The following is a 25,909-nucleotide window of genomic DNA, read 5'->3' on the forward strand; positions in this document are numbered from 1 at the left end:
AATCATGAATCAATGGGAAGTAGTAATCGGCATCGAGACGCACGCGCAGTTGGCGACCGTCACGAAAATTTTTTCGGGCGCTTCGACGGCCTTTGGTGCAGAACCCAATACGCAAGCCTGCGCTGTCGACCTGGCGCTGCCTGGGGTCTTGCCGGTGCTCAACCGGAAGGCGGTTGATTGCGCCATCCGCTTCGGTCTGGCGATCGGTGCTGAAGTCGCCCAGAAGTCGGTGTTCGCGCGCAAGAATTATTTCTACCCGGACTTGCCCAAGGGCTACCAGATCAGCCAGATGGATTTGCCGGTCGTCGTCGGCGGCAACATTGCCTTGCAGGTCGGCCAGGGCGACAAGGCCTACGAAAAAGTGGTCCGCCTGACCAGGGCCCACCTTGAAGAGGATGCCGGCAAGTCGCTGCACGAAGATTTCCATGGCAAGTCGGGCATCGACCTCAACCGCGCCGGCACCCCGCTACTCGAAATCGTTTCCGAGCCCGATATGCGCTCATCCGACGAGGCGGTTGCCTATGCCAAGTCGTTGCACGCGCTGGTGCAATGGATCGGTATTTGCGATGGCAACATGCAGGAAGGCTCCTTCCGCTGTGATGCCAACGTTTCCGTGCGCCCCAAGGGCCAGGCCGAGTTTGGCACACGTCGCGAGATAAAGAACCTGAATTCCTTCCGGTTCCTGAAAGAAGCAATCGACTACGAAGTCCAGTGGCAGATCAACGAGATCGAGGAGGGCCGCAAGATCCAGCAGGCTACCGTGCTCTTTGATCCCGACAAGGGCGAGACACGGATGATGCGGAGCAAGGAAGACGCCCACGATTACCGCTACTTCCCGGATCCCGACCTGCTGCCGCTGATCATTCCTGCCGATTGGATCGCCCGCGTCAAGGGCGAATTGCCGGAATTGCCGGGCCAGATGCGCGAACGCTTCGTCAACGATCTCGGCTTGTCCGCCTATGATGCGACGACGCTGACCGCCAGCCAGGACATGGCCGACTATTTCGAGGCTGTCGTGGCCATTGCCGGCAAGATCAACGCCAAACCCTGTGCCAACTGGGTGATGGTCGATCTGGCGGCGCGCCTGAACAAGGACGGCCTGGAACTCGGCGCCTCACCCGTTAGCGCTGCCCAGCTTGCCGGCCTGATCTTGCGCATTGCCGACAACACCATCTCCAACAACATCGCCAAGAAGGTCTTCGAGGCCTTGTGGAATGGTGAGGGGGCGACGGCCGACGGGATCATCGAGCAGCAGGGGCTGAAGCAGATCACCGACAGCGGTGCCATCGAGGCACTGGTCGACGAGGTGCTGGCCGTCAATGCTGCCAATGTCGCCGAATTCAAGGCGGGCAAGGAAAAGGCTTTCAATGCCCTGGTCGGTCAGGTAATGAAGGCCGCCAAGGGCAAGGCCAATCCGCAGCAGGTCAACGACTTGCTACGCGCCAAACTGGCAGGCTGATTAGCGCTGGCTGGCCGGGCTTGCTGCCGGCCTGGGTTTGGGCGTACGGCCGGTCAGCTCGCCGTAGCGCTTGCGATCGGCGTCGTACTTGGCTTTGATGACGTCGAATTCGCGTTTCTTGACGTCCTGCAGTTCCCGCTGGACCTTGATCTCGTGTTCCAGTGCGTGCAATTGTTTGGCGAGTTCGGCCGGCATCTCCTTCTTCTTGTAGAACTCCGCCTCGTCCTCGAATTTCTTGCGTTTCTTTTGAGCCACCGCAATGCGATCCTGAGCGGCCTGGATCGCCAGATTGAGATCGGCTTCCGCTTTGCTCTGGGCGAGGTCGATGTCCTCCGGCGCCGCATAGGTGTCGAGTAGCGCCTGGTCCTTGCGCCGTTGCTCACGGCTCGCTTCTTCGAGCAGCTTCTTGCGCTTGGTTTCCTGGGCCAGTTCAGCCTTCTGTTCTAGGGTGAGCGGCGGTCCGACTTCCTTGACCACATTCCCCCCGCTATCGAGAACTCGGTAGGCACGACCGCGGCACTGCTCGGGCAGGGTGTCGCCACAGACCCGGCGACCGGTAGTCGGGTCCTGGCAGCAATAGAATTCACCGGCCGCGCTAGCCGAAGCGGATAGCGACAAGAGGATGAGGCAGGCGAAAAAGCGTTTAGGCATCGACGCCGTATTGCTCGCGGTAAGTCGCTACCGCGGTGCGGTGGGCGGCAAATTCGGAATGATGCTCAAGGTAGGCCATCAGGTCGGCCAGTCCGACGACGGCAATGACCGGAATGCCGTAGTCGCGCCGCACTTCCTGGACTGCGGAAAGTTCCCCCTGGCCTCGCTCCTGGCGGTCGAGGGCAATCAGCACGCCCGCCGGGGTGGCGCCCGCGGCACGAATTAGTTCGACGGATTCGCGCACCGAGGTACCGGCCGAGATGACATCATCGACAATCAACACGCGACCCTTGAGCGGGGCGCCAACGATGCTGCCGCCTTCGCCGTGGTCCTTGGCTTCCTTGCGGTTATAGGCAAAGGGAAAGTTCCGACCGCGCTGGGCTAATGCCATTGCAATCGTGGCAACCAGCGGGATGCCCTTGTACGCCGGGCCGAACAGCATGTCGAACTGAACGTCGCCGGCCTCGGCGGCTTTGGCGTAGAATCCGGCGAGACGACCCAGCGAATTGCCGTCGTTGAACAGTCCGGCATTGAAGAAGTAGGGCGAAAGCCGACCGGCCTTGGTCTTGAACTCGCCAAAGCGCAGCACCTGGCAGGCGAGCGCGAATTCGATGAAATCCTGACGAAAATCCATATTATTCCAATTTCAAGGCCGGAAAACCCCGGCTGAGACTCGCTCAATGTTACGCATCATCTCCCTGAATCTCAATGGTATCCGCTCGGCCTGGAGCAAAAATGTATTGCCCTGGGCGGCGGTACAGAATGCCGACATCGTCTGTCTGCAGGAATTGAAAGCGCAGTTGCCGGATATGACTCCGGAAATGCTCTCGCCCGACGGTATGCACGCCTTTTATCACTGTGCCGAAAAGAAGGGCTACAGCGGCGTCGGTATCTGGAGCCGGCTCCCGCCTGATCGCGTCATCGAAGGCTTCGACGGCGGTGAGTTCGATAGCGAAGGGCGCTATATCCGTGCCGATTTCGGCAAACTGTCTGTCATTTCACTCTATCTTCCATCGGGATCTTCTTCACCCGAACGGCAGGAGGCCAAGTTTCGCTTTCTCGACTGCTTCTTCCCTCAGATGCTGGCATTGCGCGCTGAAGGACGGGAAATCGTGCTGTGTGGCGACTGGAATATTGCGCACCAGGAAATCGATCTGAAAAACTGGAAATCGAATCAGAAAAATTCGGGCTTCCTGCCGGAGGAGCGCGCCTGGTTGAGCCGGGTCTTCGACGAGTTGGGCTGGGTCGATGTCTATCGCCGCCTGCATCCGGAAGTAACCGGTGAGGCCTACACTTGGTGGAGTAATCGCGGTCAGGCCTGGGCGAAGAATGTCGGTTGGCGGATCGACTATCAGATTGCCACCCCGGGGCTTGCGGCAAGTGCGCAGCGCGCCGAAGTCTACAAGGCAGAACGCTTCTCGGACCATGCGCCACTGACGATCGATTATGAATTCGCCAAAATGCCGGATGCGAATTGATTTCGCGGACTGGACGGGCTAACCTGTAATCCCTGCTTAACTCTCAACAACGAGGTTGAAAATGTCAGAACAATTCACCACTGCTAACAAAGACAAGCTGGTTTCCGATCTCAAGGTCGTGATTTCCGATACCGAAGAGTTGTTGCGTGCGACCGCTGGTGCGGCCGGTGAAAAGGTAGGTGACCTGCGCGAACGCCTCAGTGTTCGCTTGCGTGATGCCAAGGAGCGCTTGGTCGATCTCGAAGTTGCCGTCATTGACAAGACCAAGGCCGCAGCTCGGGCGACCGATGATTTCGTGCATGAAGAGCCCTGGAAGGCCGTTGGCGTTGCTGCCGCTCTGGGGCTCGCCCTCGGTGTTCTGATCGGGCGTCGCTAAACGCATGTCACAACAAGCAGGCGGTGAAGAGAGCCGGGCAGGCCTCTTTTCCGCCTTGAAAAGCATGATCGCGACCCTGATCGCGATCGGCAAGACGCGTGCCGAACTGCTGGTGACCGAGCTTGAGGAGGAGAAGCTTCGCCTCTTGTCGCTCTGGTCGAAAGCCATCGGCGCCGCTTTCATGCTCGCCGTCGGTGTCGTCATGGCGGTTTTCTGCCTGGCCCTGGCCTTCTGGGAGCAGCGCGTGCTGGTGTTCGGCATTTTTGCCGCGCTCTTCATTGGTGGCGGACTATTCCTGATTGGCTCGCTGAAGCAGCAGGCCAGGCAGCCGAGCAAATTGTTCCGGGCCAGTCTCAACGAGCTCGAAACCGACCTGGCGCAGTTGCGCCGTTACCCCCGCAAGCCGGAATGAATTCCCGACTGCTGGAACTGGCGACTCGCCACGGTGCTCTCAAGGCTCGTATCGATGAGCAACGGCGTACGCTGGTGCAACAGTCGGTGCCGTTGGAAAATGCCTTGGCGCGCGGCGACGTAGCGCTCGAGGGCGTCGACTGGCTGAAGCATCATCCGGTGGCCGTTGCCCTGGCAGTGTCCGCCATTGTCATCGCCCGGCCGCGCCGCGCCTGGCGTTGGGCCAAGCGTGGGTTCTTCGTCTGGCGTGGCTGGCAGGCCATTCGGCAATCGCTTTCCGGGGTGCGGTGATCGTGGCTGACAATGAAAGCTTGGCGGCTGCGGTACCCGGGTGGTGGCAGCAGGTGCTGACCACCCAGCGCCGGGAAGCTCGTCGCGTGCTGGCCGAATTGCTGGCAACACGCGGCATGATGCCATTGCTAATGAAGGCGCGTAATGGTGGACAGTGGACGCCGGCCGAGAAAGAAGAAGTTCTCGGTCACCTGCGCCGTATGGCGCATCTGTCGCCCTATCTGGTCGCGCTGGTCATGCCGGGCTCAGTGCTGTTGCTGCCGGCCTACGCGTGGTGGCTGGACCGTCGTCGCCTCAGGCGGGACGACTAGCCTCGTCGGCGCGTTCGTGCCAGGGGGCCACTTTCAGCAACAGGATCATGCCCGGGACGGCCAGTCCGGCGCATAACCAGTAGAAATTGAACCAGCCCAGTGTTTCGACCAGCCAGCCGGCTGAGGCATTGATGAAAGTGCGCGGTACGGCCGCCAGGCTGGTGAACAGGGCCAACTGGGTAGCCGTGTAGGCGGGATGCGTCGATCGGGCGATGAAGGCGACGAAGGCTGCCGTACCCAAGCCGACGCCAAGGGCTTCAAGACCAATGACAAAGGCCAGGGCCAGACGTTCGCTGGCGCCGATGCTGTCGTAATGGCCCTGGGCAGCCAGCCAGGCAAAGCCGAAGATCGATACCAACTGGACTACCCCGAACAGCCAGAGGGCGCGATTGATACCCAACCGGACCATCCACAGCCCGCCGAGCAGGGCGCCGATCACTGCCGGCCAGAGCCCGGCATGCTTGGCGATCAGCCCAATGTCGGTCTTGGTGAAGCCCATGTCGAGGTAGAACGGCGTGGCGAGAGCCGTGCACAGGCTGTCGCCGAGCTTGTAGAGAAAGATGAAGCCGAGCACCATGGCTGCCCCGCGCCAGCCCTGGCGGCCTACGAATTCGTGGAAAGGCTCGGTGACCGCCTGGCGCAGCGTCTTCGGCGCACCCTTGACGAGCGGCTCGCTGACCAGCCAGGCCATGGCCATACCTGGAATCATGAAGGCGCTGGTAATCCAGAACACTTCGTTCCACGGCAGGCGATCGGCGAGAATCAGTGACAGCGAGCCGGGAATCAGGCCGGCAATGCGGTAGGCATTGACGTGCACGGCGTTGCCGAGACCGAGTTCCTGGTCGGTCAGAATCTCCCGGCGAAAGGCGTCAATCGCGATATCCTGGGTTCCCGAGAGGAGGGCCAGCAGCGTGGCCAGCCAGAGGATAGGCCAGATATTTTGTTGAGGGTTGAGGCCACCCATAAAGCCGATGGTGAATAGTAAACCGATCTGAGTCAGCAGCATCCAGCCGCGCCGGCGGCCGAAACCGGGTACGCTGAAACGGTCCAGCAAGGGGGACCAGAGGAACTTCCAAGTGTAGGGGAACTGGATCAGCGCGAAGAAGCCGATGGTCTTGAGATCGACTCCTTCGCTGCGCAGCCAGGCCGGCAGCAGATTGAGCAGCAGATAGAGCGGCAGCCCCGAACTGAAGCCGGTGAAGATGCAGATCAGCATCTTCCTGGTTAGCAGGGCGGCGAGCCAGGCCGGCATCAACGGGCGCGGGTCAAGCGATAGACGGCCAGACTGCCGAGGAAATTGACATCTTTCTCAACCGGATTGCCCTGCTCGTCGAGGACGCTGCGCTCGCGGATGATCAGCTCCATCTGCTCGCACAGCGCCTCGAAATCGAGCAGCGTGAAGAAGCGAACGTTGGGCGAGTCGTACCACTGGTAGGGCAGGTCCTCCGAAACCGGCATCCGGCCTTCGAGTACGGAGCGCAGGTTTTTCCAGTAGGCGAAGTTCGGGAAGGAGACTACCGCTTCGCGCCCGACGCGCAGCATTTCGCGCAGGATGCCTTCGGTGTGGCGGACGGTTTGCAGGGTGCGCGAGAGGACGACATGGTCGAAGGCCTGATCGGCGAATTCATCGAGTCCCTTTTCCAGGTTGCCCTGGATCACGTTGATGCCATTCTTGATCGCGGCAAGGATGTTGGCGTCGTCGATTTCGACGCCCCAGCCTTGTACGCCGCGGGTATCGATCAGGTGTTTGAGAAGTGTGCCGTCGCCGCAACCGAGGTCGAGGACGCGATGGCCAGGCTCGATCCAGGCGGCAATCAGGTCGAAGTCCGGGCGGCCCAAGGTATGTGTCATAGCTTGATGTTTCGCAGGTAGGCGTCGACCACGCCGTGATAATGCGCGTCGTCCATCAGGAAGGAGTCGTGGCCGAAATTGAGGTCGATTTCCGCGTAGGAGACGTTGCGGCCGTTGGCGAGCAGGGCGGCGACGATTTCCTTGGAACGGGCCGGCGTGAAGCGCCAGTCGGTGGTGAAGGAGACGATCAGGAAATTGGCTTTTGTCCGCGCCATGGTTGCCTTGAGGTCGCCATTGTCTTCGCGAGACGGATCGAAATAATCGAGCGCCTTGGTCATCAGCAGATAGGTATTGGCGTCGAAATAGCCGGCAAACTTGTCGCCCTGGTAGCGCAGGTAGGACTCGACCTCGAATTCGACATCGAAGTCGAAGGCGAACGATCCGTTGCGTAGTTCGCGGCCAAATTTTTCGCCCATTTGGTCATCGGACAGATAGGTAATGTGGCCGAGCATGCGGGCCAGGCGCAGGCCACGCATCGGCCGCGTATTGTGTTCGTAGTAATGGCCGCCGTGGAAGTCCGGGTCAGTCAGGATGGCCTGACGGGCAACGTCGTTGAAGGCGATGTTTTGGGCCGAGAGTTTGGGTGCGGCGGCGATCACGATCGCGTTGCGGACCCGTTCCGGGTAGGTGATGGACCAGCGCAGTGCTTGCATGCCGCCGAGGCTGCCTCCCATGACGGTGGCCCAGCTGTCGATGCCGAGCAAGTCGGCAAGGCGGGCTTGGGCATGTACCCAGTCGTTGACTGCGACGATCGGGAAATCGGCGCCCCAGGGTTTGCCGGTAGCCGGATTCGGTGATGAGGGACCGGTCGAGCCATGGCAGCCACCCAAGTTGTTCAGGCCGACGATGAAAAAGCGATCGGTATCGAGCGGTCGGCCGGGGCCGATGATGTTGTCCCACCAGCCGATGTTGTCCGGCTGGTCGGCATAATGTCCGGCCACGTGGTGGTGGCCGGACAGCGCGTGACAGACGAGGATGGCGTTCGATTTGGCCGCATTGAGCGTGCCGTAGGTCTCATAGACCAGATCGTAAGCCGGCAGAACACCGCCGCTGCGCAAATGCAGTGGCTGGTCGAAATGAGCGCGCTGTGACTGGACGGCGCCGACGGATTGTCCTGGCATGCTATTCCTGAAAACAAAAAACCCAGTTGGCCGAAAACGCGAACTGGGTGGTTCCCGTTTTAGCAGTATTTGTGTCGCGCCCGCAATCGGAGCTCAAATCGGCGCGGCTGGCATAAATCCAGCGTGTGGAAGACAATACCGAGCGGCTGACGAAAAGTCAATGTAAGGGGGCAGCTATGGCGATCATGGTCAGATTGTGAAGTTTTGTTAAACTGCCGAAAAAGACAATTTTCCATGAAGGGCTTGGGCGACCATGCTGGATCAACGACGGCATCAGCGCATTCGTTTTGCCTCGCCACCGAAGGTGAAGATAGGCTACGGTGGTTCGCTTGGCGGAGGGGGGATCGAGAATCTATCTCTTTCGGGGTTGATGGTACGCACCAGTCTCGCCCTTGAGGTTGGCCATTCGGCCGGTTGCGAGTTTTCCCTGTTCGGATCGCCGGTGATCGATGTGCCGGTGACGGTAGTGAGCCGGATTGGCGACGTTTTCGGGGGACGCTTCCAGACCGGGCCGATCAACCAAGTATTGATCGAAGATGCGATCAACGGCGCCCTAATCAAGGGGCAGGCCTCAATCCTTTCAGTAAATGAAGTCGGCGGGCGAAAAATCATGCGGATTACCGGTGGCCTGAATGGCTCATTGCGCAGTGATTTCATGCATGCGCTGACCCGCGTCGGGGTCGATGAAATCAACCTTGAAGCAGTGACTGCCGTAGATCAGGGCGGTCTTGCGCTTTGTTTGGTAGCGACTAATCGTTATAGCATTGGAATCGGCACGCAGTCAGAGTGTTTTGCCCTGGCGTGGAAACAAGCTTTGTCGGTTCCCGGTGCGCTGGAAGGTATTTGATGGGTAAGCAGATGGAACAGAGTTGTCGTGCACGGTGCAAATCGCTGGTGGTGGCATTGGCCGGTGCATGGCTGGCCGGAAGCGCAAATGCTTCGGATGAAAGTCTTTATTTTAGCGACCTGCCTGTCGTTGCTTCGGTGAGCCGTTTGCCGCAGCGTCTGGCTGATGCCCCGACAGCCGTAACAGTAATTGATCGAGATATGATCAAGGCCTCTGGGGCCCGTGATCTCAATGACATTTTTCGGCTAGTCCCGGGCTTTCAGACTTATCCCAACAATACCGATGCGGCGCGGGTGACCTATCATGGCCTAACCGATGAGGATTATTCACCCCGTGTTCAAGTGTTGATCGATGGTCGTTCCCAGTACTCCCCCTTGTTTCGGAACGGGGTGAACTGGGCGACATTGCCGGTGGCGCTTGAAGACATTGAACGCATCGAGGTGGTGCGCGGCTCGAATTCGGCCTCCTACGGATCCAATGCCTTTCTTGGGGTGATCAATATCATTACGGTCGACCCTGCACTGGTGGAGGGCTTTTCGGTATCAAGCAACCACGGTAGCCAGGGCGTTAGGGACTACACCGTGCGTAACGGGGGAAAGTTGGGAGAAGCGGGGGACTTCCGCTTTACCTATCAGCAACGGGATGACGATGGGTTTTCCAATCAGTTTGACTGGATAGATTCGTTCCGCTCAAAACTGGTCGATTTTCGCGCCGATTTGGCTCCAACCGATCATGATGTGCTGCAATTTAGTGCCGGACATATCGAGGCGATCACCCAGCGTGGCCGGCTGGCGAAGAGCGGCAACGTGCTGACCGGGGGCAATGATCCGGGCTGGCCGATTCATGACTACTCCCAATCAAACAGTTATCTCCAACTCCTGTGGCGCCGGGCCTTGTCGCCGGATTCGGATTTTCAGATTCGCTACGCCTATGTCGCGGATTGGGCATCTGATCGCTATGCCGCCAAGGACAGCGGATTTCTCTATAGCGTCGATGAATTTGGGGACCGCGGGGTTCGTCATGAGATCGAGGCGCAGCATAATTTTTCACCATTTGACCACACGCGTGTCGTATGGGGAGGCGGTTGGCGAAACGATTCCCTGCGGTCCGAAACCATGTTTTTCGGGAATCCGACCGTTAAACGGGATGTCGGACGTCTCTTCGGCAATCTTGAGTGGAAACCATCCCATTGGTTTACTGGAAATCTCGGTGCTTCCACAGAACACGATTCATTGGCCGGAACGCATACCTCGCCGCGGCTCAGCGGCAGCTTTCATCTGACACCGGAAAACACGGTCCGTCTTGGCTATGCACGCGCCTATAGGACGGGCAGCACCGCCGATTATCGAGGCAATAGCTGGGCAGTTCCTTATGCCAGAGCGGATGGTTTGCCGCTGGCACCCGGGGTAGGGGTCGCTAATCAGTTCACTGGTGATCCTGATATGCCGGCGGAGAAGCTTGATTCTTGGGAGCTTGGTTATCTTGGCGACTGGAAACGCTGGAAAATGAGCCTTGATGTCCGTGCTTTCGTGGAAAAAGTGCCGAATCGTCTGATGGTGATCGATCAGAATCGGAACAGCGATCTAATCGGTGATGCCACCGTGGCTGTGCAGAAGGTTCGCATCCAGGGAATTGAATACCAGTGGAAATGGCAGCCGTTCGAGGCGACCCGCTTGATGCTGAATCAGGCGTTTATCCGCGTCTACGCCGATTTCCTCGATGACGCCCTGGCGAACACCAACAACACCCTGAGCAATCTCAAGGATCGAAGCAATATCGACATGCACGCTGATCGATCCGCTCCCCGACATACGACGGCTGCGATGCTAATGCAGAAGCTGCTACTCGGGCTTGAGTTTTCGCTGGCCGGTTATTGGGTCGACCGGATGAAATGGACGCGTAATAGCGAGGTGAATGGCTACACGCGGGTTGATGGCCGGCTCGGCTATCCCTTCCGTTGGGTAGGGGGTGGTGGTGAAGTGGCGTATACGGTTCAATCGCTTAACGGCGCTCACGGCGAGTTCAAGTCCTCAGGACTGGTGAGCGATCGCGTGGTCGACCGTCGCCAGTGGGTTAGCCTGCGCCTCGACTTCTAGGCGCTTAAGAAGTTCGGAAGACCGCCCCCTCCAGCCACACCTCGAAAGGTTCGCTGGGGGCGAGGGCATTCCCCTGGGCATAACTGATGCCGAGTGATCTCAGTTGCTCGGCGGCGCCGTTCTGCTCAATACCGTCGGCAATCGAATAGATATCCTGGTCGGCGGTGATTTCCTGAATGGCGCGCAACAGCGCGGTAGATGCCCGGTTGCCACCGAGGTCGCGGGTCAGGCTACGACTGAGCTTGACGCAGCTCGGCGCAATGCTGCGTAGATGGCTGAACGATGATAAACCGCCGCCGAAATCATTGAGGCCGATGTGGCAGCCCAGGGCGCGGGCCTGCCGAGAAAACTCGATGGCCTGGCTGGTCTGGTGAGTCGAGACGTCTTCAGAAAAAATCAGGTACAGGCCGTTCCCAGAAATATTGTGACTGGACAGCTTGTGGGCGATGGCGTCGATGACTTCCCGGCAGCCGAGCGAAGCTCCGGAAAGCGGCACCAGGCAATGCAGTTTTTTGGTCCGGCGCTGGGCGCTGGCCAGGGCATTGACCGCTGTTTCGATAAAGTATTGGTCGATGCTCGGGGCCAGGTCGTAGCGCTCTGCTGCATCCATCAGCGCCGATAGCGCGACTGGCGTTTGTCCCGGCTCGTTGAGGCGGGCGGTCAGCTCGACGAAATGTCCGTCGAGCCTGTCCTTCTGCAAGGCGATTAACGGCATGGCCTCGATCTGCAGGCGGTTTTCGGCTAGGGCGGAGGCGATCCGGGTTGCCCAGCCGTTGGTTTCCTGGCGCCGTTCCTGGGTGTTGAGGGCCTCCTGTTCGCAGACCTGGTTGCGTCCGCTCTCTTTGGCACGATAGCAGGCGGTGTCGCCGGCGGCGAGAATCTCGGTAATGTTGCGGACGCGCCGGTTGATTGGGGTCAGGCCGATGCTGGCCCCGATTGCGAAGACTTTGTCCTGCCAGATGAAACGGTAAGCCGCCGCGAGGCCGCAAATGTCTTCGGCGACCTGGCGGGCCCGGGCGCCGCTGCAATTGGCCAGAATGACCCCGAACTCGTCGCCGCCGAGACGGGCCAGCGTGTCGTCCTCACGCAGCCGCCCCTGGAAGAGCAGCGATATCTGGCGCAGCAATTCGTCGCCGGCCAGGTGGCCGCAGGTGTCATTGACCGGCTTGAAACGGTCGAGATCGATAAACAGCACGCTGCATTCGTCGCCGCCGGCCTGTACGCTGGTCAGCATTTTTTCCAGCCGGTGTTCGAACTCGCGGCGGTTGAGCAGACCGGTCAGTGCATCGTGGCGGGCCTGGAAGGCGAGCTGGGCCGTGGCTTCCTCGATCCGCGCCTGCATCGAGTAATGGGCTTCCTCGATGTGCTGGGCCATTTCGTTGAAGCCTTGTTCGAGGACGCCGATTTCGCCGCTCGACAGCGCGGGAACCCGGCTGTCGAGCCGGCCGGATGACATTTCGCGAACGGCATGGACCAGGCGCATCACCGGTTTGGCCATGTTGTCAGCCATCGCGATGGCCAGGATGGCGAGCAGGAAGAGCCCAAGAAGAACGATGAGCAGTCCGCGGACGAGCAGTTCGCGCTGCCGGCTGGCCAGTTCGCTCTTGTCAAATTCGACGAAGACGTGCCCGATGACTTCGGGGGCCTGAGCTTGCTTGAGTGGCGTGGCCGGTTCAAACAGCGAGTCGGTTTCGTTGAGCGAGCGCCGTACCGGGGCAGCGAAAGCCATCCAGCGCTCGGTTTCGGCGACCATGGTCGGTTTATCCAAACTCAGGCGCAGGGTCTCGCTGGCCAGCGAAACCCTGCCGCTGACGGCAATCGCCCGGCCCTTCTGATTGACGACCAGGGCGGCCTTGACCCCGGATTCCTGGACCGTGGCCTGGGCCAGTGCGTGCAGCGTCTCGATCTGGCCGGCGATGATGCCGTACTCGCTGATCGGCGCCAGGTAGCGAACGGTAGCCATGCCTTTGGCGCGCAGTTCGCCTTCCAGCGTGCGGATGCCGCTGACGGTGAAATAGACGACAAGGGCGATGGCGATCAGCGTGCTGGGCAGCAGGGCAGCAGCAACAGATGATGGCGGAGATTGAGCCGGTTCATCGTGCCTCCCGATCGGCGAGCATGGCCCGCCGGATAGTGGTTTCATCGGGCACGGTCAGCCCGAGTGCCTGGACCACGTTCTGATTGATGGCGACGGCGAACAGGCTGGGTGCCATCGGCCCGGGCAGATTCGTCCCGGAACCGACGATCAGATCAGCTGTCTGGCGCGCGATCTGGGCCGGTGTTGTGAATAGCGCGGCCAGCGCCCGGCATTGACGAAGGCGGCCGAAAAGGCGACCACCGGGCGCTGGTGCCGGTAGGAGGTGATCAGTAGCGCCTTGATGTTCTCGCGCCGGTAAATTGTGCTGTCCGGAATGGCCAGCAGGACGCCGACTCGTGGCAGCAGCGCATTGGCGGCGGGTAACAGCGTTTTTTCGGCATCGCTGTCTTCACTGTCGAGTGTCAGGCCGGCATTGGCGAAGGTTTGTCGATAGTGACCGATCTGGGGCCGAGTTTCGTTGCTGACCAGCATACCGATTCGTTTCTGGCTCGGTAACAACTGCCGCAAGAAAACCGCTTGACGCGCCGGCGGCTGATCGAGATAAATGGCGGTAACGCGAGCGCGGACCCGGCCGGCGTCGGACAGTATGCGGTCGTAGCTCTGGCGGGGGAGCAGGGTGGCGAGAACCGGAGTTGTGCCGCCGCGCGCCAGGGCCAGCCGGAACGCTTCGCTGCCGGCGGTCACCAATAGATCCGGCCGCGTGGCCGGTGACTCGGTGCCATCGGACTTGCCGGTCGCAGTGACTTTCCAATTGGTTCCGGCCAGCGCTTCGTCCAGCGCCTTGGAAAATTCCGCGTAGGGGCCGCTGTTGTCGCTGAGTGTCAACGCGATGTTTCCCGCCCAGGCGAGCGGGGAGACAAAGGTTAGCAAAATGAAGGCATGCAGGGCAAAGCGAAGCATTCCCGGATATTGCCTCAGCAGCTATGCCTGTGCAATGAGTGTTTTTGCCCTCAGGGACGCCTTACAAATTCCCCGATCTGCCTGGCGAGTTCGGCCACTGGCGTGGCAAAGGCGAATTTTTTTATGAATTGGCCATCGGGGCCAAGCAGGATCATGCCCGCCGAGTGGTCGACGGCATAGTGCTCCGGCTGGCTGCCCGGTTCGCGAACCTTGGCGTAGCGAATCTTGAAGTTATCCGCGGCCCGTCGGACCAGGGCCGGTGAGCCGGTCAGGCCGATGATCCGGGAGTCGAAGAATTCGGTGTAGGTTTTCAGTATCGACCCGTTGTCGCGCTCCGGGTCCACCGTGATGAAGAGCGCCTGGAGCCGTTCGGCGTCTGCACCGAGTTCCTTGAGAACGGTCGCCATTTCGACCAACGTGGTCGGACAGATGTCCGGGCAGTAGGTGTAGCCGAAAGCGATCAGCTGGAAACGGCCACGAAAGTCATCGCTGCTCACCGCGCGCCCGTTCGGATCCTGCAACAGGTAACGCGGGATGATGCCGACGCTTTCCTCGGGCGCCATTGGCGGCGCCGAGTGGGCGGTAAGTGGGCCGCCCAGGAAGAGCATCAAGCCAAGGACCAGCCAGCGGCTCATTGCCCAGGCTTGAATGCCGCCTGCAAGCGGCTTTCGGCTTCGCTCAGGCGCTTGGTCAGGGTCGGCGCATCGGGACAGGGAAGACCTTTGCCCTGCTCGAGGTAGGCGGCATTGGTGGCATTCTCGAAGGCCTCACCGTAAGCGCGGGTCTTGGGTGCGGTGGTCTGCACGGCGTTGCGGGCCCGGCTGACGATGGCAGGTTGCTGGCAGGCGAGGGCCAGGCCGTTGATCTTGCCGACTTCCTCGACGGCTGCCGTGCCTTGATCGGCGGCGATGCCGGTGAAGCTCAGGCTGGCCAGTGCCAGGGCGACGATGGGGGCTGCAAGTTTCATGATCGGTTTCCTCCGGGTTGGGGTCGATTATAGGCAGGCGCCTGCCGGAGACCTTTTCACAGATCAAAGATTTCCAGCAATTGCGGCAGGCCTTCGCTGATCGCGACCGGTCCCGGGGTCAGGATGATCGCCGACTTGATTTCGTGCAGCCGGCCGCTGCGCACGGCGCTGACCTCGGTCCAGCCCGGCCGGGCGGCGATGTGCTCGGGGCGGAAATGCTTGCCGCACCACGAACCGATGATGATTTCGGGGTCGCGGCGGACGACTTCCAGCGGGTCGGCCAGGATGCGGTCGCGGGCCAGCGGTTTGACGGCGAGGTCGGCAAAGACATGCTCGCCGCCGGCGATCTCGATCAGTTCGGAAACCCAGCGCACGGCAGTGATGTTGGGCTCGTCCCATTCCTCGAAATAGACGCGCGGCCGGTGGCCGGTTTTGGCGAAACGTTGGGCGGCGACGGCGCGGGCCTGTTCGACCTGCGTTTCGAGCCCGGCGACCAGCGTGGCCGCCTTCGTCTCGGCGCCGACCAGCCGGCCGAGGGTCTCGACCATGCCGAGGATGTCCTCGATGCTACGCGTGTTGAAGGCATAAACCGGCACGCCGGCCTTGATCAGGTCGCGGGCAATGTCGGCCTGGAGGTCGGAGAAGGTCAGCACCAGATCGGGCTGGACGGCGAGGATCTTGTCGATGTCGCCGCTGGTAAAGGCATAGACCTTGGGTTTTTCCTTGCGCGCCTCGGGCGGGCGCACCGTGTAGCCGGAAATGCCGACGATACGGTCGGCTTCGCCCAGGGCGTAGAGGACTTCGACGGTTTCGGTGGTCAGGCAGACGATGCGTTGCGGCAGGCGGCTCATGTAGTTCTCACTTGGGACGATGGCTGCGTGCGACATCGAGATGGGTGCAGAGTTTCTCGGCGCCGTCGAGAATGCGCGGCGTGTGGCGCTGCATGATGTCGGGATTGATGTGGAACAGGTTGTCGCGCTTGACGGCGGTCAGCCGGGTCCATTTGTCCCAGTCGTGCAGCCACTCCGGCTTGGCGTCGCCCATGCCGGTGGCGACGACGACCTCGGGGTCGGCCTCGAGCACGGATTCGACACTGACCGTCGGCGCCATCTGCTTGAGGTGGCCGAAGACGTTGGTGCCGCCACAGAGCGTGATCGCATCGCTGATGATCTGCGGGCCGCCGACTGTCATCAGCGGCGATTTCCATATCTGGTAGAAGACGCGGACTTTCGGCTTGTTGGCGTTGGCGGCGCGCAGCCCGGCCAGCCGTTTGCGGAAACTGGCGGCGGCGGCGTTGGCGGCGGCTTCGGTGCCGGCCAGCTGGCCCATGCGCTCGAGCTGGTCGGCGACGTTTTCCATCTTGTTGGGTTGCGAGACATAGACGGTCAGGCCGAGCGCCCGCAGTTTCTCGACCTGCGTCATGTTGTTGCCGCTTTCCCAGGCCAGGACCAGGTCGGGCTTGAGGGCGGCGACGGCTTCGAGGTCGATCCGTGAATAGCCGCCGACGCGCTGTACCTTTTTGGCTTCCGGCGGGTAGTCGCTGTAATCGACGGTGCCGACCAGCCTGTCGCCGGCGCCGGCGGCGTAGAGACTTTCGGCGGCATGCGGGGCAAGGGTAATGATGCGCCTGGCCGGGCCCTTGAGGCGGATTTCATAGCCGGTATCGTCCTTGACGACGAGATCGGCCCGGGCGGGGGGAGCAGGGCGAAGATAGCGGCCAGCGCCCAGAGATGGCGGTTTTTCATGCGGGTTTCCAGTTGGCCAGGGCGCTGCCCAGGCGCTGCCATTCCGCCTCGTTGCCCGGCAGGCCGAAGCGAAGCAGCGGCTGCTGTTCGAAATGGCGGGTCAGGATGCCCTGACGGGCCAGGCTTTCATGCAGTTCGGGCGTATGCGGCGAGGTCAGCGTGGCGAACAGAGAGGTCGATTTGATTTCGCCGAGCGGGGCGAGCAATTGGTGCAGGCGCTCGCTGGCGGCCAGCAACCGGCTGCGCGCGGCGCTCTGCCAGACCGTGTCCTGCAAGGCGAGGCGGGCGGCTTCGCGGGCCGGGCCGCTGATCGTCCACGGCCCCATCGCTTCCTGCATCCGTTCGCGGATGTCGGCGGCCGCGAAAACGAAGCCGACGCGGGCGCCGGCCAGCCCGAAGAACTTGCCGATCGAGCGCAGCACGATCAGGTTCGGGGCATCGGTGGTGCCGGCCAGCGGCGTCAGGCTGTATTCCGGGGTCGGGTCCATGAAGGCTTCGTCGACGATCAGCCAGCCGCCGCGCTTCTTGAGCTGGTGGGCGGCATCGAGGGCGATGTCGTGCGGGTGGCGGTCGGCGGTCGGGTTGTTCGGGTTGCAGAGCAGCACGTAGGGTGTCGCCGCGGCCAGGGCGCGGGGCAGCATGGCGTTCTGCAGGAAACGCAGACGGTGGCCGGCGCGTTGCCAGGCTTGCGGATGCTCGCTGTAGATCGGCGAAATGCAGGCGACGACGGCGGTTTGCATCAGGGTCGGCAGCAACTGGATGGCCGCCTGCGAACCGGCGACCGGCAACAGGTTGGCGTTGCCGTAATAGGCGGCGGCGGCCGCTTCCAGCCCGTCGCCGTTTTCCGGCAGGCGGTGCCAGCAGGCGGCGGGGATAGTCGGCACCGGCCAGGGGTCGGGATTGATGCCGGTCGACAGATCCAGCCAGTTGGCCAGCGGAATGTTGTATTGCGTCGCCGCTTCGCGCAGGCGGCCACCGTGTTCAAGCATTGAGAATTCCCATCACGAAAAGGACAGCCAGCCACAACCACAGGCTGTGGCGGATCAGGGCAATCGCCCGCCCGAGGTCGGCGGCGACCGGTGCCGGGCCGGACCCGAGCGGCGGGCGGATTTCTTCCTGGCCATGATAGACCGCCGCGCCGCCCAGCTGCACGCCGAGGCTGCCGGCGCCGGCCGCCATCACCGGCCCAGCGTTCGGGCTGTCCCAGCCCGGTGCCTGGGCGCGCCAGCAGGCCAAGGCATTACGGGTCTGGCCGAGCAGGGCATAGGTCAGCGCGGTCAGCCGGGCCGGCAGCCAGTTCAGGCCATCGTCGATGCGTGCTGCGGCGCGGCCGAACAGGTTGTAGCGTTCGGTGCGGTAGCCCCACATCGCATCCAGCGTATTGGCCAGCCGGAAGAGCAGAGCACCGGGGCCGCCGAGCAGGGCGAACCAGAACAGGGCGCCGAAGATCGCATCGTTGCCGTTTTCGAGCACCGATTCGACGCCGGCCTTGGCGACGCCGGATTCATCGAGCTCGGCGGTCTCGCGCGAAACGATCCAGCCGACGCGCCGGCGGGCTTCGTCGAGCCGGCCTTCGCGCAGCGGCCGGGCGACAGCTTCGGCGTGCTCGGCCAGGCTGTGGGCGCCGAGGGCGAAGTAGAGCAGGGCGACGTCGACGGCGAAGGGCGCGTAGGGTCGCAGCTGCAGGGCGAGCGCCACGGGCGGCAGTACGACCAGGGCCCAGGCCAGGATGCCGGCGAGCTGAGTCCGCCGATTCAGGCGTTTCTCGACGGCGGCGGCCAGCTTGCCGAAGCCGACCAGCGGGTGCCAGCGGCCCGGTTCGCCGAGCAGGCGGTCGAGCAGCACGGCGCTCAGCGCGGCCAGGGGCATCGCGTACGGGGCCAGGGCTGCCAGACTCCAATTCATTTCGGGAAGACGCCCTTGTGTTGGATATCCGCCTGCATCTCGCGCAGAACTGCAGCCAGCGGGGCTTCGGCCGCGTTCTGCGCGCCCCACTGTTCATGGAACACCAGTTCCTCGACCGGCAGGCGCGGCAGCCAGCCGGCTTTTTCCAGTTCGGGCTTGTCCTTGAAATGGCTGACGTAGCCGATGCACAGGTAGGCGATCGGCACGATGTGATGCGGAATACCCAGCGCGTCTTGCAGGGCCTTCTCGTGGAAGATGCTGACCCAGCCGACGCCCAGACCTTCGGCGCGGGCCGCCAGCCAGAGGTTCTGCACGGCGCAGACGCTGCTGTAGAGGTCCATGGTCGGGATATGGGTGCGGCCGATGACCACCGGGCCGCTGCGCGAGCGGTCGCAGGTGATGCAGAGGTTGATCGGCGCTTCGAGAATGCCCTGCAGTTTCAGGCCGCTGTAGATTTCGCGCTTTTCGTCCGGGAACATCCGCGCCGCTTCATCGTTGGCCTGGGCGAACACGTCGTGGACGCGCTGCTTGACCTCGGGCGAACGGACCAGCAGGAAGTTCCACGGCTGCATGAAACCGACCGAGGGCGCATGGTGGGCCGCCATCAGCAGGCGGCTGAGCAGGTCGTCCGGCACCGGCGTCGGCAGAAACTGGCCGCGCACATCGCGGCGGTTGAAAATGGCTTGATACACCGCTGCCCGGTCGGCAGCGGAAAAAGCGTGCGCCTGAGGCGCGGATGGGTTTTCCATGGATTCCCCTTCTGGAAAAGCGGCGGTTGCCTGGCCGGGCAACCTTGTTTCGTCTCCCGGCCGGTCTTCTGACTCGGATTCAACCGCACGATGCGCCTTCCCGACCGTGGTCAGTGGCTCGCTGCATCGCCCGTCATCCTTACAGCGCTGGGCACGTGGCGGACTTGCACCGCCTTCCCGATTCTCCGTTCAGTACTGCTGAACGGCACCTGGAGACACCTGCCCAAAGCAAAATTGAGCGGGGCCGATGGTGCCATAATTACGGACTTTTTTCACACCTCCCGCCATATGTCCTGTTCTACCCTGATGGTCCAAGGCACTACCTCCGATGCCGGAAAAACGACCCTGGTCGCCGCGCTATGCCGCATTCTGAAGCGGCGCGGTGTGCGCGTCGCGCCGTTCAAGCCGCAGAACATGGCGCTCAATTCGGCGGTGACCAGCGATGGCGGCGAAATCGGCCGGGCGCAGGCGCTGCAGGCGCTGGCCTGCGGCCTCGAGCCGCATACCGATTTCAACCCGGTGCTGTTGAAGCCGACGACGGACAAGAAGGCGCAGGTCATCATCCACGGCAAGGTGGCGACCGATCTCGACGCCAAGGCCTACCACGCCTACAAGCCACGGGCGATGGGGGCCGTGCTTGAGTCCTGGGGGCGGCTGACCGCTGCCTACGATTGCGTGCTGGTCGAAGGTGCCGGCTCGCCGGCCGAAATCAACCTGCGCGACCGCGACATCGCCAATATGGGCTTTGCCGAAGCTGTGGACTGCCCGGTGATCCTCGTTGCCGACATCGACCGCGGCGGCGTCTTCGCCCATCTGGTCGGCACCCTGGACCTGCTCTCCCCCTCGGAGCAGAACCGGGTCAAGGGCTTCGTGATCAACCGTTTTCGCGGCGACATCGGCCTGCTCGAACCCGGCCTGACATGGCTCGAAGAACGGACCGGCAAGCCGGTGCTCGGCGTGCTGCCCTACCTGCATGGCCTGATGCTCGATGCCGAGGATGCCATCGCCACCGCCGCGCTGGCCAAGGGCGAGGCTAGGCTGAAGGTGGTGGCGCCGGCCTATCCGCGCGTTTCCAACCACAACGACCTCGACCCGCTGCGCCTGCATCCGGAAGTCGATTTCCGCTGGATCGGTCCGGGTGAGGCGCCGCCGGCGGCTGACCTGATCGTGCTGCCGGGGTCGAAGGCGGTCCGTGCCGACCTCGACTGGCTGCGCGAGAAGGGCTGGGCCGACGCCATCCGGAAGCATCTGCGCTACGGCGGCAAGGTGGTCGGCCTGTGCGGCGGCTACCAGATGCTGGGTGCGATGATCCACGACCCACAGGGACTGGAAGGCCAGCCCGGCAGCACGCCGGGCCTGGGGGTGCTCGATGTCGAAACGACGCTCGAAGCCGAAAAGCAGCTACGGAATGTGAGCGGTCACTTGGCGCTGCCGGGCCGGCCGGCGATGACCGGTTACGAAATCCATCTCGGCGTGACGCGTGGCGCGGGCCTGGCGCAGAGCGCCGTGCAGTTCGCGGATGGCCATCGCGATGGCGCCATTTCGGCCGACGGTCAGGTCTTTGCAACCTACTGCCACGGCGTTTTTGACCATCCGGCGGCGTTGACTGCATTGCTCGCCTGGGCCGGCATGACGGAGAGCGCGCCGGTCGATTTCGCCGCCCGCCGCGAAGCCGATCTCGAGCGCCTGGCTGATTCGGTCGAGGCGGCGCTCGACTGGGACAAGCTGGCCGGCTATCTGCCCAGGGGTCAGGCCGAAGAACGCAAGGTATAAGCCAAACAAAGACGCAGCGGGATGTCGGCGGCCGTAAACAGGTCGGTCAGGTCATTGGCGCTCAGCGGGGCGGGCGCGACCACGACGCGGCCGGCCCCCGCCTCGAAAACCGGGGTTTCGAGCAAGGCCAGGCGTGCCGCTTCGAGTCCGGAAATCGTTTCATCGTCGAGATTCGTGGTCGACAGCACCAGAAAATGAATGACCGGGGCCGGGGTGTGCATCTTGGTGTCGTCTCCCGGCAGGCGGGGGAGCGGTGAGTTGCGGACCCGGGCATCCTCTTCCAGGCGCCATGGCCAGACGAAGAGACCGGGGGTGTCGTCCGGGCGGCCGATCCGGATGGGTACTGTGGTGTGCGTTGCAAGCGTCTGGCACAAGGTGGTCAGGCGGGTGAAAAGGGGCATGGTGTCCTCCTGAGAAATGCCGGATCGATCCTCAGGTTAGCACACGGGCTGCCGCCTCAGTCTTTGCAAGGCGATTTGAGGCTCAGCGGCAGGCCGGCGGCAACCAGCGTCACCTGCTCGCACACCGCGGCAACGCGCTGGTTGAGCCGTCCCTGCTCGTCGGCAAACAGCCGCGATACCGGATGCATGGGTACGATGCCCCAGCCGACTTCATTGGAGACCAGGATGATGTGGCCGGGCAGTTGCGGCAACAACTCGATCAGGGCCGTCGTCTCGCCGTCGAACAGCGGGCAGGCGATCGCTTCGCCGGCCTCGGCCTGGCGGGCCGCCTGGCCGGCAAATAACAGGTTGGACAGCCAGAGGGTCAGGCAATCGACCAGGATGCAGGTCTCCGGTGTCGCGAGTTGGCGCAGTCTGGCCGCTAGATGCAGCGTTTCCTCGGTGCAGCCCCATTCGGCCGGGCGGCGGGCGCGGTGATGGGCGATGCGGTGGGCCATCTCGCCGTCGCGAGCTTCGGCGGTGGCCAGGTAAATGACCTGCTGGCCGGACTCCGCGGCCCGTTTTTCGGCCAGCAGGCTCTTGCCCGAACGCGCACCGCCAAGGATCAGTTCTTTCATGGCAGGCATTGTGGGCGAATGTCGGCGTGGACGGCAACCGGTATAATTCGCCCCGATTCGATAAAACGGAACACGGTGCAAATCCGTGGCGGGCCCGCCGCTGTAATCGGGGACGGATGTCGCGACATGCCACTGCTCAGGGGAAACAGACCCGGCGGGAAGGTGCGACAGACCGGCTGATCCGAGAGCCAGAAGACCTGTCGAATCGTTTGGGCTGGAGCCTGTGGACAGGGCTTCGCGGTGGCGTTGCAAGGCGCTGCTGCGAGGCCCTTTTGTTTATTTGGACAGGAAGAATCGGATGCATTCAAAATTCAAGATCGTCGCCCCGGACCAGGGGTTGGCCGCTGCGCTGCAGCACAAGATCGACCAGAAAACCAAGCCGCTCGGCGCCCTCGGGCAGCTGGAGGGGGTTGCCAAACGGCTGGGCCTGATCCAGCAGCGTCTCGACCCGCAGTTGAGCCAGCCGCAGATGCTGGTCTTCGCCGGCGATCACGGCGCGGCCAAGGCCGGCGTCTCTGCTTTTCCGCAGGATGTGACCTGGCAGATGGTCGAGAACTTCCTGGCCGGCGGCGCCGCGATCAATGTCTTTGCCCGCCAGAACGGCATGGAACTGGCCGTGATCGACGCCGGCGTGGCGCATGATTTCGGCAAGCGCGATGGGCTGATCGACGCCAAGGTCGCCCGGGGTACCGCCAATTACCTCGAACAGCCGGCAATGAGCAGCGAGCAGTGCGCCGTCGCCATGAGTCGCGGCGCCGAAATCATCCGCTGGCTGGCCGCCAAGGGGGTCAATGTCGTCGGCTTCGGCGAAATGGGCATCGGCAACACCGCCGCCGCTTCGCTGATCACCCATTGCCTGACCGGCACGCCGCTTGCCGACTGCATTGGGCGCGGCACCGGGCTCGACGACGCCGGCTTGGTCCGCAAGCAGGGATTGCTGGAAAAGGCCCTCGCCCGCTATCGCGCGGCCGGTGGCAAGGATGAACCAATGGCCGTGCTCGCCGAATTCGGCGGTTTCGAGATCGCGATGATGGCCGGGGCCATGCTGGCCGCGGCCGAAGCCCGGATGGTCCTGCTGATCGACGGCTTCATCGTCGGCTCGGCGGCCTTGACCGCCGCCCGGCTGGTGCCGGCGCTGGCTGAGTATTGCATCTTCTGCCACCGCTCGGCCGAGCCCGGCCACGCGGCGCAATTGGCGGCACTCGGCGCCGACCCATTGCTCGACCTTGGCCTGCGGCTGGGCGAAGGCACCGGCGCAGCGCTGGCTTATCCGCTGGTCAAGGCGGCAGCCAATTTCCTCAAGGAAATGGCCAGCTTCGAATCGGCCGGAGTCGCCGAAAAAAGCTGATGTTGCGCCGCGAGCTCGAATATTTCTTCGGTGCCGTCCGCTTCTTCACGCGGCTGCCGGTGCCGGCCTGGGTCGGGCATTCGGCCGAGGCGCTGAACCGCTCGGCGCGCTATTTCCCGGCCGTCGGCCTGCTGATCGGCGGCATCGGGGTGGTGGTCTATCTCGGCGCCGCGCTGCTCTGGTCGCAGCCGGTCGCCGTGCTGCTGTCGATGGCGGCGACTCTTTATGCGACCGGCGCCTTCCACGAGGATGGCTTGTCGGATACCGCCGATGGCCTGGGCGGCGGCTGGGAAAAGCTGCGCATCCTGGAGATCATGAAAGACTCGCGGGTCGGCAGCTATGGCGTGGTCGCCATGGTGCTGGCCCTGCTCGGCAAATTCACGCTGCTCGCCGCCCTCGACGGCGCCCTGGTGCCGTGGGTGCTGCTTGCCGGTCATGCCCTGTCGCGCTTCTGCGCGACGATGCTGCTGGCGACCATGGACTACGTGCGGGAAGACCTGCTGGCCAAGGCCAAGCCGTTGGCCACCAGGCTGTCGGCTGGCCAGATGCTGTTCGCGCTGGCCTTCGTCGTAGCGGCGCTGGCCCTGTTGCCGCTGGAAAAGGCCGTCGCCGGCTGTCTGCTCGCCGCCCTGTCCACGCTCTGGCTGGCCGCCAAGTTCCGGCGCTGGCTGGGGGGTTATACCGGCGATTGCCTGGGCGCGACGCAGCAGCTCAGCGAGATTGCCTTCTATCTCGGCGTACTGGCAAACTGGCCGCATTGAGCCAGCGGAGATTGCCGTGGAAAAGCCGAACGCCCCATCCTGCGAGCGGAACCGCGAACCCATCCTGGAAGTCCTGAAAGCGCATTTTGCCGATCGCCGGGAGGTGCTGGAGATCGGCAGCGGTACCGGCCAGCACGCGATATTTTTTGCGGCGGCCCTGCCGCACCTGAACTGGCAGACCTCGGACCGCTGCGAGAATCTGCCGGGAATCGCCGCCTGGCTGGACGACGCCGCGCTGTCCAACACGCCGCCGCCACTCGAATTCGATGTTGTCGAAGCCGGGCCGGGACGGCGCTTCGACGCGATTTTCAGCGCCAATACGCTGCACATCATGCCCTGGGCGGCCGTCGAAAGCTTCTTTGCCGGCCTGCCGGACTTGCTGGCCGAAGGCGCAAAGGTCGTCATCTATGGCCCGTTCAATTACGGCGGCCGATTCACCAGCGACAGCAACGCCAGCTTTGACCGCTGGCTCAAGGAGCAGGCAGCGCATCAGGGGATCCGGGATTTTGAAAGGGTCAATGAAATGGCCGAACGGGCGGGCCTGCGCCTGGTCGAAGATCGAGCCATGCCGTCCAATAACCGGTGCCTGGTCTGGCAGGTACCGTCGAATCGGCGCTGACGCTTCCCGTCGGCACTTGCTTGAAGTCCGCACTGCCAGGTGTTCGACGCTTAACCAAAATCTGTGAGAGGTCCCGACCATGCGCTCCATCCTGCTTCTGCTGCATCTTTCCGGTGTCATCGTCTGGATTGGCGGCATGTTCTTCGCGCAATTCTGCCTGCGTCCGGTGGCGGCGTCGCAGTTGCCGCCACCCCAGCGCCTGCCCTTGCTGGCCGCGGTGCTCGGACGCTTCTTCACTGCGGTCGCGCTGAGCATCGTGGCCATTCTCGGCTCGGGGTTCGCGAGCATGGCAGCCACGGGTTTGCCCAGGCGCCGCTGCATTGGCATGTGATGTCCGGCCTCGGCGTGCTGATGGCGGCGATCTTCGGCGTGATTTATTTTTTGCATTACCCGCGCCTCAAGGCGGGCGTCGCCGCTCAGGACTGGCCTGGCGCCGGGGCAGCGATGAACCGCATTCGTCTTCTGGTGGCAAGCAATCTAGGGCTGGGTGCGCTGACGGTGGTCGTCGCCACGCTCGGTGCCCATTTCGTTCGGTGAGAGCGGGATTCCAAGGAGCGTTTTTGGCGATCGGCGCTGCCCAATGATCCTTCATCTGATCCGCCATCCACCGCCAGTGGTCGAGCCGGGGACCTGTTACGGTCGGCTTGACGTTGCTGCGGAAAATGTTCGGGCGGTGGCCGATCGACTGCGTGGCGAACTGCCGCCCGGCTTGCCGGTGTGGAGCAGCCCGCTGCGGCGTTGCCGCATGCTGGCCGAACTGCTGCACCCGGCGCCACAGATTGATGACTTGCTGGTCGAAATGGACTTCGGTAGTTGGGAAGGCTTGCGCTGGGACGATGTGCCGCGTGCCGAGCTCGATGCCTGGGCGGCCGATGTCGCCGCTTATGCGCCGCCGGGCGGCGAGTCGCCGCTGATGTTGCAGCGCCGCGCGCTGGCTTTTGTGGCCGGACTGGCGGTGCCGGAAGCGGTGATCGTCACTCATGCCGGCGTGATCCGCACCTTGCTGGCTCATTGGCGCGGGGTGCCGCCGGACGAATGGACGCAACTGGTTTTTGCCTGCGGATCGCGGACGACGGTCGAAGTCCCTCGCTGACGCGGCAACGCCAGCGGCGGGCACTGGACTAAAATGGCGGC

At 62.8% G+C, this 25,909-nt stretch carries 31 protein-coding genes and 2 riboswitches; of the genes, 15 read left to right on the forward strand and 16 right to left on the reverse strand.

Features of this window, described 5'->3' with window-relative positions:
- Nucleotides 1-4: 4 nt before the first annotated feature.
- A complete protein-coding gene (gatB, locus tag NQE15_RS00555; RefSeq protein ID WP_265945605.1) occupies nucleotides 5-1,459 on the forward strand; it encodes an Asp-tRNA(Asn)/Glu-tRNA(Gln) amidotransferase subunit GatB in 1,455 nt (484 codons plus the stop codon).
- On the opposite strand, the gene NQE15_RS00560 is transcribed toward gatB, so the two are convergent.
- Both NQE15_RS00560 and pyrE read right to left on the reverse strand, forming a co-directional pair.
- Entirely contained in the window at nucleotides 1,460-2,110 is a 651-nt protein-coding gene (locus tag NQE15_RS00560) for a hypothetical protein (RefSeq protein ID WP_265945607.1), read from the reverse strand.
- Nucleotides 2,103-2,744 (reverse strand): orotate phosphoribosyltransferase, encoded by a 642-nt coding sequence (pyrE, locus tag NQE15_RS00565; RefSeq protein ID WP_265945609.1) that lies wholly within the window; start codon nucleotides 2,742-2,744, stop codon nucleotides 2,103-2,105. The genes NQE15_RS00560 and pyrE overlap by 8 nt, the downstream gene beginning before the upstream one ends.
- 46 nt (nucleotides 2,745-2,790) lie before the next feature.
- Here pyrE and NQE15_RS00570 point away from each other — a divergent pair, with 46 nt between their 5' ends.
- The 5 genes from NQE15_RS00570 to NQE15_RS00590 all read left to right on the forward strand — a co-directional run bounded on the left by NQE15_RS00570 (nucleotide 2,791) and on the right by NQE15_RS00590 (nucleotide 4,977).
- Nucleotides 2,791-3,588, forward strand: a complete 798-nt coding sequence (locus tag NQE15_RS00570; protein ID WP_265945611.1) for an exodeoxyribonuclease III — start codon at nucleotides 2,791-2,793, stop codon at nucleotides 3,586-3,588.
- Between the two features lie 61 nt (nucleotides 3,589-3,649).
- Nucleotides 3,650-3,964, forward strand: a complete 315-nt coding sequence (locus tag NQE15_RS00575; protein WP_265945612.1) for a DUF883 family protein — start codon at nucleotides 3,650-3,652, stop codon at nucleotides 3,962-3,964.
- A gap of 4 nt (nucleotides 3,965-3,968) precedes the next feature.
- Nucleotides 3,969-4,376, forward strand: a complete 408-nt coding sequence (locus NQE15_RS00580) for a phage holin family protein (protein WP_265945613.1) — start codon at nucleotides 3,969-3,971, stop codon at nucleotides 4,374-4,376.
- Nucleotides 4,373-4,666 (forward strand): YqjK-like family protein, encoded by a 294-nt coding sequence (locus tag NQE15_RS00585; RefSeq protein WP_265945614.1) that lies wholly within the window; start codon nucleotides 4,373-4,375, stop codon nucleotides 4,664-4,666. Before NQE15_RS00580 ends, NQE15_RS00585 begins: the two co-directional genes overlap by 4 nt.
- Nucleotides 4,667-4,668: 2 nt before the next feature.
- Nucleotides 4,669-4,977, forward strand: a complete 309-nt coding sequence (locus NQE15_RS00590) for a hypothetical protein (RefSeq protein ID WP_265945615.1) — start codon at nucleotides 4,669-4,671, stop codon at nucleotides 4,975-4,977.
- Here the strand turns inward: NQE15_RS00590 and NQE15_RS00595 are convergent.
- Genes NQE15_RS00595 through metX form a run of 3 tightly spaced genes read right to left on the reverse strand, consistent with a single transcriptional unit; the run spans nucleotide 4,961 to nucleotide 7,949 of the window.
- Nucleotides 4,961-6,229 carry an AmpG family muropeptide MFS transporter gene (locus NQE15_RS00595; RefSeq protein ID WP_265945617.1) on the reverse strand — a complete coding sequence of 423 codons (1,269 nt, stop codon included), beginning with the start codon at nucleotides 6,227-6,229 and terminating at the stop codon, nucleotides 4,961-4,963. The two genes, NQE15_RS00590 and NQE15_RS00595, sit on opposite strands and share 17 nt — an antisense overlap.
- Nucleotides 6,229-6,828, reverse strand: a complete 600-nt coding sequence (gene metW, locus NQE15_RS00600; RefSeq protein ID WP_265945619.1) for a methionine biosynthesis protein MetW — start codon at nucleotides 6,826-6,828, stop codon at nucleotides 6,229-6,231. Before metW ends, NQE15_RS00595 begins: the two co-directional genes overlap by 1 nt.
- Nucleotides 6,825-7,949 (reverse strand): homoserine O-succinyltransferase MetX, encoded by a 1,125-nt coding sequence (gene metX, locus NQE15_RS00605; protein ID WP_265945621.1) that lies wholly within the window; start codon nucleotides 7,947-7,949, stop codon nucleotides 6,825-6,827. Before metX ends, metW begins: the two co-directional genes overlap by 4 nt.
- Before the next feature lie 253 nt (nucleotides 7,950-8,202).
- On the opposite strand from metX, the gene NQE15_RS00610 reads away from it, so the two are divergent.
- On the forward strand, nucleotides 8,203-8,796 hold the full coding sequence (locus tag NQE15_RS00610; RefSeq protein WP_265945622.1) for a PilZ domain-containing protein: 594 nt from the start codon (nucleotides 8,203-8,205) through the stop codon (nucleotides 8,794-8,796).
- The gene (locus NQE15_RS00615; RefSeq protein WP_265945624.1) at nucleotides 8,796-10,892 is read left to right on the forward strand and encodes a TonB-dependent receptor plug domain-containing protein; all 2,097 of its coding nucleotides are present in this window, start codon (nucleotides 8,796-8,798) and stop codon (nucleotides 10,890-10,892) included. Before NQE15_RS00610 ends, NQE15_RS00615 begins: the two co-directional genes overlap by 1 nt.
- Before the next feature lie 4 nt (nucleotides 10,893-10,896).
- Here NQE15_RS00615 and NQE15_RS00620 read toward each other — a convergent pair whose 3' ends face one another.
- The 9 genes from NQE15_RS00620 to bluB form a co-directional block, all read right to left on the reverse strand.
- Nucleotides 10,897-13,035, reverse strand: a complete 2,139-nt coding sequence (locus NQE15_RS00620) for a diguanylate cyclase (protein ID WP_265945626.1) — start codon at nucleotides 13,033-13,035, stop codon at nucleotides 10,897-10,899.
- A gap of 102 nt (nucleotides 13,036-13,137) precedes the next feature.
- Nucleotides 13,138-13,890 carry an ABC transporter substrate-binding protein gene (locus NQE15_RS00625; protein ID WP_265945628.1) on the reverse strand — a complete coding sequence of 251 codons (753 nt, stop codon included), beginning with the start codon at nucleotides 13,888-13,890 and terminating at the stop codon, nucleotides 13,138-13,140.
- Between the two features lie 50 nt (nucleotides 13,891-13,940).
- Nucleotides 13,941-14,525 carry an SCO family protein gene (locus tag NQE15_RS00630; protein ID WP_265945629.1) on the reverse strand — a complete coding sequence of 195 codons (585 nt, stop codon included), beginning with the start codon at nucleotides 14,523-14,525 and terminating at the stop codon, nucleotides 13,941-13,943.
- A complete protein-coding gene (locus NQE15_RS00635; RefSeq protein WP_265945631.1) occupies nucleotides 14,522-14,857 on the reverse strand; it encodes a hypothetical protein in 336 nt (111 codons plus the stop codon). The genes NQE15_RS00630 and NQE15_RS00635 overlap by 4 nt, the downstream gene beginning before the upstream one ends.
- A gap of 56 nt (nucleotides 14,858-14,913) precedes the next feature.
- Nucleotides 14,914-15,708: a cobalamin-binding protein gene (locus NQE15_RS00640; RefSeq protein ID WP_265945632.1), complete on the reverse strand. Its 795-nt coding sequence runs from the start codon at nucleotides 15,706-15,708 to the stop codon at nucleotides 14,914-14,916.
- Between the two features lie 7 nt (nucleotides 15,709-15,715).
- Nucleotides 15,716-16,696: a cobalamin-binding protein gene (locus NQE15_RS00645; RefSeq protein WP_323055003.1), complete on the reverse strand. Its 981-nt coding sequence runs from the start codon at nucleotides 16,694-16,696 to the stop codon at nucleotides 15,716-15,718.
- The gene (gene cobD, locus NQE15_RS00650; RefSeq protein ID WP_265945634.1) at nucleotides 16,599-17,591 is read right to left on the reverse strand and encodes a threonine-phosphate decarboxylase CobD; all 993 of its coding nucleotides are present in this window, start codon (nucleotides 17,589-17,591) and stop codon (nucleotides 16,599-16,601) included. Before cobD ends, NQE15_RS00645 begins: the two co-directional genes overlap by 98 nt.
- Nucleotides 17,584-18,507 (reverse strand): adenosylcobinamide-phosphate synthase CbiB, encoded by a 924-nt coding sequence (gene cbiB / locus NQE15_RS00655; protein WP_265945636.1) that lies wholly within the window; start codon nucleotides 18,505-18,507, stop codon nucleotides 17,584-17,586. Before cbiB ends, cobD begins: the two co-directional genes overlap by 8 nt.
- Entirely contained in the window at nucleotides 18,504-19,256 is a 753-nt protein-coding gene (gene bluB, locus NQE15_RS00660; protein ID WP_265945638.1) for a 5,6-dimethylbenzimidazole synthase, read from the reverse strand. Before bluB ends, cbiB begins: the two co-directional genes overlap by 4 nt.
- Before the next feature lie 40 nt (nucleotides 19,257-19,296).
- Nucleotides 19,297-19,484, reverse strand: a riboswitch (cobalamin riboswitch).
- Between the two features lie 60 nt (nucleotides 19,485-19,544).
- Here bluB and NQE15_RS00665 point away from each other — a divergent pair.
- Nucleotides 19,545-21,029, forward strand: a complete 1,485-nt coding sequence (locus NQE15_RS00665) for a cobyric acid synthase (RefSeq protein ID WP_265945640.1) — start codon at nucleotides 19,545-19,547, stop codon at nucleotides 21,027-21,029.
- Here NQE15_RS00665 and NQE15_RS00670 read toward each other — a convergent pair.
- Nucleotides 21,005-21,430 carry a Pvc16 family protein gene (locus NQE15_RS00670; protein ID WP_265945642.1) on the reverse strand — a complete coding sequence of 142 codons (426 nt, stop codon included), beginning with the start codon at nucleotides 21,428-21,430 and terminating at the stop codon, nucleotides 21,005-21,007. The genes NQE15_RS00665 and NQE15_RS00670 overlap by 25 nt on opposite strands.
- A 56-nt stretch (nucleotides 21,431-21,486) precedes the next feature.
- Nucleotides 21,487-22,056: a bifunctional adenosylcobinamide kinase/adenosylcobinamide-phosphate guanylyltransferase gene (gene cobU, locus NQE15_RS00675; protein ID WP_265945644.1), complete on the reverse strand. Its 570-nt coding sequence runs from the start codon at nucleotides 22,054-22,056 to the stop codon at nucleotides 21,487-21,489.
- Between the two features lie 17 nt (nucleotides 22,057-22,073).
- Nucleotides 22,074-22,267, forward strand: a riboswitch (cobalamin riboswitch).
- Between the two features lie 78 nt (nucleotides 22,268-22,345).
- Here cobU and cobT point away from each other — a divergent pair.
- From cobT to NQE15_RS00705, 6 genes are all read left to right on the forward strand, one after another.
- Complete coding sequence (gene cobT / locus NQE15_RS00680) at nucleotides 22,346-23,395, forward strand: nicotinate-nucleotide--dimethylbenzimidazole phosphoribosyltransferase (protein WP_265945646.1); 1,050 nt, start codon at nucleotides 22,346-22,348, stop codon at nucleotides 23,393-23,395.
- The gene (locus NQE15_RS00685) at nucleotides 23,395-24,156 is read left to right on the forward strand and encodes an adenosylcobinamide-GDP ribazoletransferase (protein ID WP_265945648.1); all 762 of its coding nucleotides are present in this window, start codon (nucleotides 23,395-23,397) and stop codon (nucleotides 24,154-24,156) included. Before cobT ends, NQE15_RS00685 begins: the two co-directional genes overlap by 1 nt.
- A gap of 16 nt (nucleotides 24,157-24,172) precedes the next feature.
- Nucleotides 24,173-24,775 carry a DUF938 domain-containing protein gene (locus tag NQE15_RS00690; RefSeq protein WP_265945651.1) on the forward strand — a complete coding sequence of 201 codons (603 nt, stop codon included), beginning with the start codon at nucleotides 24,173-24,175 and terminating at the stop codon, nucleotides 24,773-24,775.
- Between the two features lie 79 nt (nucleotides 24,776-24,854).
- Entirely contained in the window at nucleotides 24,855-25,106 is a 252-nt protein-coding gene (locus NQE15_RS00695) for a hypothetical protein (protein WP_265945652.1), read from the forward strand.
- Complete coding sequence (locus NQE15_RS00700) at nucleotides 25,106-25,312, forward strand: hypothetical protein (protein ID WP_265945654.1); 207 nt, start codon at nucleotides 25,106-25,108, stop codon at nucleotides 25,310-25,312. The genes NQE15_RS00695 and NQE15_RS00700 overlap by 1 nt, the downstream gene beginning before the upstream one ends.
- Before the next feature lie 43 nt (nucleotides 25,313-25,355).
- The gene (locus tag NQE15_RS00705) at nucleotides 25,356-25,868 is read left to right on the forward strand and encodes a histidine phosphatase family protein (RefSeq protein ID WP_265945656.1); all 513 of its coding nucleotides are present in this window, start codon (nucleotides 25,356-25,358) and stop codon (nucleotides 25,866-25,868) included.
- The last annotated feature ends 41 nt before the right edge of the window (nucleotides 25,869-25,909 follow it).

This window comes from Dechloromonas sp. A34 (assembly GCF_026261605.1).
Lineage (GTDB): Bacteria > Pseudomonadota > Gammaproteobacteria > Burkholderiales > Rhodocyclaceae > Azonexus.